We start from the raw sequence: 7,637 nt of genomic DNA, 5'->3' as shown, positions 1-7,637 counted from the left end.
GAACAGTCCCGCCGTGACGGTCGAGCGCGGCTCGTTCGGCAAATGGTGGCTGCGCGTCGAGGGCTACAACGCTGCGGCACACGTGAAGCCCGTGAACTGAGTGCTGCAATGACAGCGCCGGCCGCCTGTTCGCGGCGGCCGGCGCTGCCTGCGGCTCACTGCGCCGGCGGTTGAAAGCCATCGCGGAAGACGCCGGTGCCGGACGAAATGAAAACCGGCAACGCCCACAGCGACACGCGAACCGGCAGGAACCGGCGTGACTCGACGAACATAGAAGCCCCGACACGGCCGGCGGGACGGCACGACGCCCGTCCCGGCATCAAAAGCGATCGTTTCCAGGCCGACGCATGGAGGGCTCGAAATCGCTGCCGTTTCTTGGGCGGCCGAACGGTCACGGCGTAGCGGTCGATACGTGCACCGGTTCGTCGTGCGTTCTCGCCTGCTCGCGAAACGCACTCAAACCGTGTCGAATCCGTCGGCGCAGACCACATCGCCGCACGTCCGCGACGATGACGACCGTGATCATGCGGCATCGGCTGTTCCGACACCTCCGGCGGTTCTCACCGTGCCCGCACCGGCCGCCGTGGTGCCGCGCCCGCGCTGTCCGGATGGACGCGCGTTCTCCTCGCTGATGCTCGCCGCTTTCTGTCGGCGTCCGCACACGGGCGAAACGTGTTCTTCCGCGCTCAGCGCTTCAACGGCAGACGCAGCACGAACTCGGCACCCGGCTCGCGCTGCACGACGTCCGCCTCGCCGTGCATCGCCCGCGCGAGCTGGCGCACGAGGGCGAGGCCGATGCCGGTACCCAGCGTTTCGCGCGTCAGCTCGCTGCCCGGGCGATAGAACAAGTCGAAAATCTTGCGCAGTTGCGATTTGTCGACGCCGGGACCGTAGTCGCGCACGCTCCACACGGCGTCGCCGCCCTGGGGCAGCACGGCGATGTCGATCTCGCGCCGGGCCGCCTTGGCGGAGAACTTCAGTGCGTTGTCGACCAGGTTGATGAGGATCTGCACGAACGCGTCGGCGTCGACCTGCAGCTCGCACTCGGCGAGTTCCGGCGCGAGCGTGTACGTCGCGGCGAAGCCGCTGCGTTCTATCTGGCTCGCGAGCTTCGAGCGCAGCAGGTCGAGCAGCGTCGCGATGCGGACGGGCTTCAGATCCAGGCGCAACTCGCGGCGCTCCATGCGCGCGAGCTGCAGCACGTTCGCGATCAGCCGCGACAGACGTTCGCTCTCGGCCTGGATGAAGGCGTAGTACTCGCGCTGCTTCGCCGCATCGGCCCAGCCTTCGCTCAGGATTTCCGCATACATGCGAATCGACGTCAGCGGCGTGTTCAGTTCATGGCTGACGGCGGACACGAAGTCCTGCTGCTGGCGCGCGAGATTCAACTGGCGCAGGCCGAGCCGGTAGAGCAGCGCGAACGTGCCGACCAGCAGCACGAGCAGCACGACGCCGGCCCAGGTCACGAGCTTTCCGCCGGGGCCGGCGGGCAGGCGGCGGACGTTCCACAACAGCTGCAGGTCGTCGAACGGTGCCGACAGGCGCAGCTGGTGCAGCAGTTCGCCGGTGAGCTTGCGCACGCTCGACAGGCTGTCGAGCCGGCCGGCGTCGGCGGCGCGCTGCACGCGCAGCACGTCGTGGCGGTACGAGATCACGAGGTCGCTCATCTGCGCGAGCGCGGTGGCTTCGTACGCGCGCACGATCGTACCGGTCAGGAATGCGTCCTCGTCGAGGATCAGCCCCTGGATCGTGCGCTGGCCGCCGCGCCAGACCTTGCGGAACAACACGCCGCGGCCGGCATCGAGCCGGCTGTATTCGAACGGATCGAGTTCGCTCTCGAACGTGCGCACGCGCGGCGCGGCATTCGCGCGCGCGCTCTGCGCGTCGACGACCGCGGTCTGTTCCTTGCGCGTCGCCCGGTTCGGCAGGCTTGCCTTGAGCTTCTGCTCGTAGACCGGCGCCTGGCGCTTCGTCTGGGCCAGGGCCTCGTCCTGATAGTTGCGGCCGATGCGCAACTCGTCCACTTTGCCCAATTCGTTGCTCTGCTTGCGCAGCCGTTCGTCGTCCTCGGACTTCGGCAATGTATTGAGCTTGTCGAACGCCGCTTGGGACGCGACGACGCGTTCGGCTGCCGGCGGCACCGCGGTCTCGCTCGCATTCCGTGCCGCGCCGGGGACGAGCGCCTGCGCGGCACGCTCACCCCCGGCGGGCGAATCCTTGTCGGCGTCGCTGAAGGCAAGCGTCGCGGCTTCCTGCAGCCGGCGTCCGGCTTTCGCGCCGACCGCGTCGTTCCTGCGCGCAACGTCGAGACGGCCTTCGCGCTTTCCCTGCTCGTTCGCGAGCGTATCCGGCGATGCGCTGCGCCGCTCGAGCAAGGCGTTGCGGCGCAGGACGTCGAGCAGTTCGTCGCGCAGCGCGACGCGTCGGCCGACCTCGTCCGCCTCCAGGCCCCAGCGGCTCGGGTCGGCGAGATCGTCGGGCAGCAGCGGCGTGGAAAACTCGCCGTCGGCGGCGACCTGGAAATAACCGATGACGCCGGGCAGATCCGCGCTTACCGGATAACGCGCGAGCGGCGAGCGCTGCAGCGCCGTCGACGTCGCCGGGTCGCCGGCGACGACGACGAAGCGGTAGTCCGCGTAGCCGCGCGCCTCTTCCGCCGCGACGAGACGCTGCAATTCGGCGTCGATGCGCAGGCCCAGCTCGTCGGCCAGCGTGCGGTATTGATGGAACGCCTCGAATTCGATCTGGCGCCGGGTCTGCACGAGCAGCACCGCGCTCGGTATCGCGAGCAGTACGAACAGCAGGCCGAGCAGGGCGGCCAGGCGAAGACGGGCACCGCGCGCGGCCATCAGGCGGTGACCAGGCGGTAGCCGCCGCCGCGCACGGTGAGCAGGTGGCGCGGATGCTTGACGTCGGCTTCGAGCTTGCGCCGCAATTTGGCGATGTGGATATCTACCGTCCGCGTCTCGATGTCGAGATGCTTCGCGTAGCCCCAGACTTTGTGCAGCAGTTCCTCGCGCGGCACCGGGCGCTCGGCGTTCGCGGCCAGGTACTGCAGCACTTCGATCTCGCGGCGCGTGAACTGCACGTCGTCCGCGCCGACGCTGGCGCTCAGATTGCGCGTGTCGATCTCGATGCCGTCGTTGAGGCGGATCGCCGCGGTGGTCGGTTCGCTGCGCGTGCGGCGCAGCACCGCCTGCACGCGCAGTACGAGCTGGGCGACGGAAAAAGGCTTGGCGACGTAGTCGTCGGCGCCGAGGCTCAGCCCCTGGATCACGTCGGCTTCGGCCGACTTCGCCGTCAGCATGATGATGGGCTGCGAACGATCGGCCGCGCGCACCGCCTCGCAGACCGAGAAGCCGTCGCAGCGCGGCAGCATCACGTCGAGCAGGATCAGGTCGTAGCGGCCGGTCAGCGCGAGCGCAAGACCGTGTTCGCCGTCGACGGCGGTGTCGACGTCATAGCCGTGGTAGACGAACACGTCGACGAGGCCGCCGCGGATCGCGGCTTCGTCCTCGACGACGAGCAGGCGGGGCTTGCGTTGCACGGCGGGTCCATCGGATGCGTTCGACCTAGCCTAGCAAGGCGTCGCGGCCCTCGCATGTAAATCGTTTGTAAACCCTCGGCCGCCGAATTTACGTCGCCGCGTCTGTTGTCGCGCGGCCGCCGTTTCCAGACTTGCGCCATCGCCGAAGGAGCGCCGCGATGGCCCTGATGAACCGATTTGCCCGACTGCTGCGTGCCGACGTGCACGCCGTCCTCGATCGCCTCGAGGAACCCGAGACCCTGCTGCGCCAGTCCCTGCGCGAGATGGAAGACGAGTTCGCGGCTGCCGTTCACGCGGCCAAAGCGCGCGAGCTCGAACTGCGCCAAGCACAGACGCGCCGGCGCGATATCGACGCGGCGCTCATGCGCGTCGCCGGCGAACTCGATCTCGCCTTCGGCGCCGGCAACGAGGCGCTGATCCGCAGCCTGCTGCGCCGTCGGCTGGAACACGAGCGCCTGCTGCGACACGTCGACCAGCGCGGCGCGGCGCTCGAGACCGACCTCGCGGAGCGCCGGCGCATGCTCGACGCGCAGCGCCAGCGTCTCGACGCGCTGCGCCAGAAGGCTGCGCTGTTCGATGTCGAACCGGCTGCCGCGGTCGATGCGGCGGCTTCGCCCGGCGACTTCGCCGTCAGCGACGAAGACGTCGAACTCGCCCTGCTGCGCGAACGCCGGCAGCGGAGTGCGCCATGAAGCGGCCGTCGCTCCGGCGCGAGATCGGGATCGCCGTCGCGCTGAGCCTCGCCGGCGCGGTCGGCTTCCGTGCGCTGGCCCTGTTCGTCGGTGCGTCATCGGCGCTGCGCCTGACCGTGCTGACGGTCGGCACGATCTATGTGATCGCGCTGCTCTCGGCGGCGCCGATGCGTGCGGGCAGGCTGGTCGTCGCGATCGTGACCGTCGGACTCGGCGCCGGCCTGATTGCGCTCGACCCGCCGCTGCCGGCGTGGGTGCTGGCGCTCACCGCCGGTTTCTGGCTGCTGCGCTGCGGCTACCTGCACGACGGACTCGGCGCCGCCGTGAAAGATGCCGCGTTGTCCACGTTTTCCATCGCCGCGGCCTCGTACGGCGCGATGCACAGCCGCAGCCTGTTCCTCGCGCTGTGGGCGTACTTCCTCGTCCAGGCGCTGTGGACCTTGATCCCCGCCGCCGCGGCGGCGACGACCGCGTCGCCCGATGACGGCGGCGCTTCCCGTTTCGACCAGGCCGAGCGCACGGCGGAAGCCGCGCTGCGCCGGCTGACCCTGCGTCACTGAAGGAGACTCCGATGAAACCCGCTTTCATGAAACCTGGCCTCGTACTCGCCTCGCTGTTCGCCGTCACCGCCGGCGTGCTCGCCTGCTATCCCTATGCCCGCGCACCGGGCAAACCCGCGACACCGGCCGCGGCTCCCGCCGAAGCAGCCGCGCATCGCATCGCCGCCGCGCATCCGAAGATCGAAGTCGTCTTCGTGCTCGACACGACTTCGAGCATGGGCGGCCTGATCCAGGGCGCGAAGGAAAACATCTGGTCGATCGCCAGTTCCATGGCGCAGGCGCAACCGACGCCGGAGCTGCATATGGGACTCGTCGCGTTCCGCGATCGCGGCGACGACTACGTGACGAAGGTCATCGATCTCTCGACCGACCTCGACTCGATGTACTCGACGCTGATGGAGTTCGGTCCCGCCGGCGGCGGCGACGGCCCGGAGAGCGTGAACCAGGCGCTGTACGACGCGGTTCACCGCATCTCCTGGAGCCGGGATCCCGACAGCTACAAGGCGATTTTCCTCGTCGGCGACGCGCCGCCGCACATGGACTACCCGGATGACGTGAAGTATCCGGAGACGCTGAAGGCTGCCGCGGCGCGCGGCATCGTCGTCAACACGATCCAGGCCGGCAACGATCCGTCGGCGCGCCAGACCTTCGAGCGCATCGCGGCGTTGGAGCAGGGCAGGTATTTCCAGGTCGGCCAGCAGGGCGATGCGCTCGCCGTCGCGACGCCGTTCGACGAGAAGATCGCCGCGCTGTCGCGCGAAGTGGATGCGACGCGCCTGTACTTCGGCGACGCCGAGGCACAGCGCAAGGCCGAGTCGAAGATCGCCGCGACCGAAAAGGTCCACGCCGAAGGCTCGGTCGCCTCGCGCGCCAGGCGCGCCGTGTTCAACGCCGCGCCCGCGGGCAACGCCAACCTTGCCGGCAAGAACGAACTCGTCGACGCCGTCACCAGCGGCCGCGTCGATCTGGCCACGCTCGACACCGACGAGCTGCCGCCCGCGCTGCGCGAAGCCAATGCCGGCGAGCGCCAGCGCCTCGTGCAGGAAAGTGCCGACAAACGCGCGCAGCTGCAGGCGCAGATCGCCGAACTCGGCAAGGAACGCTCGGCCTTCATCGCCGAAGACCTCAAGCGCAAGCACAAGGACAGCGCGTCGTCGTTCGACGACAAGCTGTATTCGACGATCAAGGAACAGGCCGGCAAGAAGGGCCTGTTCTACGACGCCGCTGCGGCGCATTGACACGACCGCCACTGGGGACCGCCATGCGTCTGTCTGTCCTTGCCATCCTCGCACTCGTTCTTGCGGCGAGCGCGCACGCCCACGCCGATGAACCGCCGGTAGCCGACGCGCTGGTCAATCCCGCGATCGACATGTCCGGCTATCTCGCCGTCGCACACGAAGCCGCGCGGCATCGCGCGACGCGGCGCCTCAGCGTCGAACAGTTCCGGCAGATGAGCCGCGAGCCCGGCACGATCGTGCTCGACGCGCGCAGCCGCGAGAAATACGACCAGCTGCACGTGAAAGGTGCGATCAACCTGAGCTTCCCCGACATCGACGTCGCGAGCCTCGCACGCGTACTGCCCGACAGGAACGTGCGCATCCTGATCTATTGCAACAACAACTTCCGCAACGAGGAACGCGCGTTTCCGCGCAAGGCTGCGACGGCGTCGCTGAACCTGTCGAGCTATATCGCCCTGTACAACTACGGCTATCGCAATGTGTACGAGCTGGCGCCGCTGCTCGATGCCGGTGTGGCGGAGCTGGAACTCGTGTCGACGCCGGGGTCGTGAGCGCGTGAGAGAACGACCGCAACGCGCGAGGCCGTCGTTTTCGGCCAAGCGCATCGTGCCGCGCGCGACGAAGAACGGCAGGCGCCGCTGCGGGTACACGCGCTTGCCCGTGTCGCCGGCGGGCCACAGCAGGCCGGGCAGGCGGCCGAGACCGCCGCCGATCCCGGGGATCTTGCCGGCAATGCCGATGATGATCGTGCGCAGCGTCGCGCTGTCGTCGCCGATGAAGTCGCGGCCGCCGATGCCGTCGACCGAATCCCCCTCGGGCACGAAGCGCAGTTTGAATGGGCCGCCGCTCGCGCCGGATGTGCCGCGCTGTTCGATGTTTCGCCGGTCGCCGACGTGCCGTGCCCGGCCGCGATGCATTTCCCGCCGTGGCAGGCGATCAGGTTGCAATGACCGGCGCCGGCGGGCACGAAGCGGAAGCGCTCGTTCCACCCGCCGTCGGAGCGTTCCCACCGGTCGGCCAGGCGCCGTCGTCGTGCGAACCGCCGCGCACGTCGAGGTTGCGGCCCATCAGGATCCGGGGTTGCTGCTCATGTTTCCGGATTCGATCCGGAGTGGCTGCGCGAGCCCGATCAGCAGGCCCTCGGGACCGCGGATGTAGCAGAGCCGATAGACGTCTTCATACTGAACCACGTCGCCGACGACCTGCGCACCGTGCTTGCGAAGTCTCGCGAGCGTCTCGTCGATATCGCTCACGGTGAACATCGCGCGGAGATAACCCAGTGCGTTCACCGGCGCGGTCCGATGGTCCGCGACGACGGAAGGATCGAGAAACCGCGAAAGCTCGAGGCGGCTGTGGCCGTCGGGCGTCACCATCATGGCGATCTCGACGCGCTGGTTACCGAGCCCGGTAACGCGTCCGGCCCATTCCCCTTCGATCATCGCCCGCCCCTCGAACGTCATGCCGAGCTCGATGAAGAAGGCGATGGCGTCGTCGAGCGATTCCACGACGATGCCGATATTGTCCATTCGCAGCAATTGGCTTTCCGGCATGGCTGCTCTCGTGTCGGGAGTGGCGGCGTCGCTTCAGCGCAGGCGGCGGG

General features: G+C 68.5%; 7 protein-coding genes. 4 read left to right on the top strand and 3 right to left on the bottom strand.

Translation table 11 applies throughout. The features are described 5' to 3' along the window. Nucleotides 1-686: 686 nt before the first annotated feature. Nucleotides 687-2,849, bottom strand: coding sequence for a HAMP domain-containing sensor histidine kinase (locus VLF18_RS08365; protein WP_325279171.1), 2,163 nt, complete (start codon nt 2,847-2,849; stop codon nt 687-689). Then, nucleotides 2,849-3,547, bottom strand: a complete 699-nt coding sequence (locus VLF18_RS08360; RefSeq protein ID WP_325279170.1) for a response regulator transcription factor — start codon at nt 3,545-3,547, stop codon at nt 2,849-2,851. Before VLF18_RS08360 ends, VLF18_RS08365 begins: the two co-directional genes overlap by 1 nt. Nucleotides 3,548-3,714: 167 nt before the next feature. On the opposite strand from VLF18_RS08360, the gene VLF18_RS08355 reads away from it, so the two are divergent. Genes VLF18_RS08355 through VLF18_RS08340 form a run of 4 tightly spaced genes read left to right on the top strand, consistent with a single transcriptional unit; the run spans nt 3,715 to nt 6,588 of the window. Further along, nucleotides 3,715-4,239 (top strand): PspA/IM30 family protein, encoded by a 525-nt coding sequence (locus tag VLF18_RS08355; protein ID WP_325279169.1) that lies wholly within the window; start codon nt 3,715-3,717, stop codon nt 4,237-4,239. After that, nucleotides 4,236-4,799, top strand: coding sequence for a hypothetical protein (locus VLF18_RS08350; protein WP_325279168.1), 564 nt, complete (start codon nt 4,236-4,238; stop codon nt 4,797-4,799). The genes VLF18_RS08355 and VLF18_RS08350 overlap by 4 nt, the downstream gene beginning before the upstream one ends. 11 nt (nt 4,800-4,810) lie before the next feature. Beyond that, nucleotides 4,811-6,037, top strand: coding sequence for a vWA domain-containing protein (locus VLF18_RS08345; protein WP_325279167.1), 1,227 nt, complete (start codon nt 4,811-4,813; stop codon nt 6,035-6,037). Nucleotides 6,038-6,060: 23 nt separating this feature from the next. Then, a complete protein-coding gene (locus VLF18_RS08340; RefSeq protein ID WP_325279166.1) occupies nt 6,061-6,588 on the top strand; it encodes a rhodanese-like domain-containing protein in 528 nt (175 codons plus the stop codon). A 516-nt stretch (nt 6,589-7,104) separates the two neighbouring features. On the opposite strand, the gene VLF18_RS08335 is transcribed toward VLF18_RS08340, so the two are convergent. After that, the gene (locus VLF18_RS08335; protein ID WP_325279165.1) at nt 7,105-7,587 is read right to left on the bottom strand and encodes a VOC family protein; all 483 of its coding nucleotides are present in this window, start codon (nt 7,585-7,587) and stop codon (nt 7,105-7,107) included. Between the last annotated feature and the right edge of the window lie 50 nt (nt 7,588-7,637).

It is taken from the genome of Tahibacter sp. (assembly GCF_035481375.1).
Classification (GTDB): Bacteria; Pseudomonadota; Gammaproteobacteria; order Xanthomonadales; family Rhodanobacteraceae; genus Tahibacter.
The sequence above is the reverse complement of the archived record's forward strand: the minus strand, read 5'-3'. Positions and strand labels throughout refer to the sequence as shown.

Excerpts from the sequence above, each read along its gene's own strand:
- VLF18_RS08340 (WP_325279166.1), top strand. The coding sequence starts at position 6,061 with ATGCGTCTGTCTGTCCTTGCCATCCTCGCACTCGTTCTTGCGGCGAGC.
- VLF18_RS08355 (WP_325279169.1), top strand. The coding sequence starts at position 3,715 with ATGAACCGATTTGCCCGACTGCTGCGTGCCGACGTGCACGCCGTCCTC.
- VLF18_RS08345 (WP_325279167.1), top strand. The coding sequence starts at position 4,811 with ATGAAACCCGCTTTCATGAAACCTGGCCTCGTACTCGCCTCGCTGTTC.
- VLF18_RS08365 (WP_325279171.1), bottom strand. The coding sequence starts at position 2,849 with ATGGCCGCGCGCGGTGCCCGTCTTCGCCTGGCCGCCCTGCTCGGCCTG.
- VLF18_RS08335 (WP_325279165.1), bottom strand. The coding sequence starts at position 7,587 with ATGCCGGAAAGCCAATTGCTGCGAATGGACAATATCGGCATCGTCGTG.
- VLF18_RS08350 (WP_325279168.1), top strand. The coding sequence starts at position 4,236 with ATGAAGCGGCCGTCGCTCCGGCGCGAGATCGGGATCGCCGTCGCGCTG.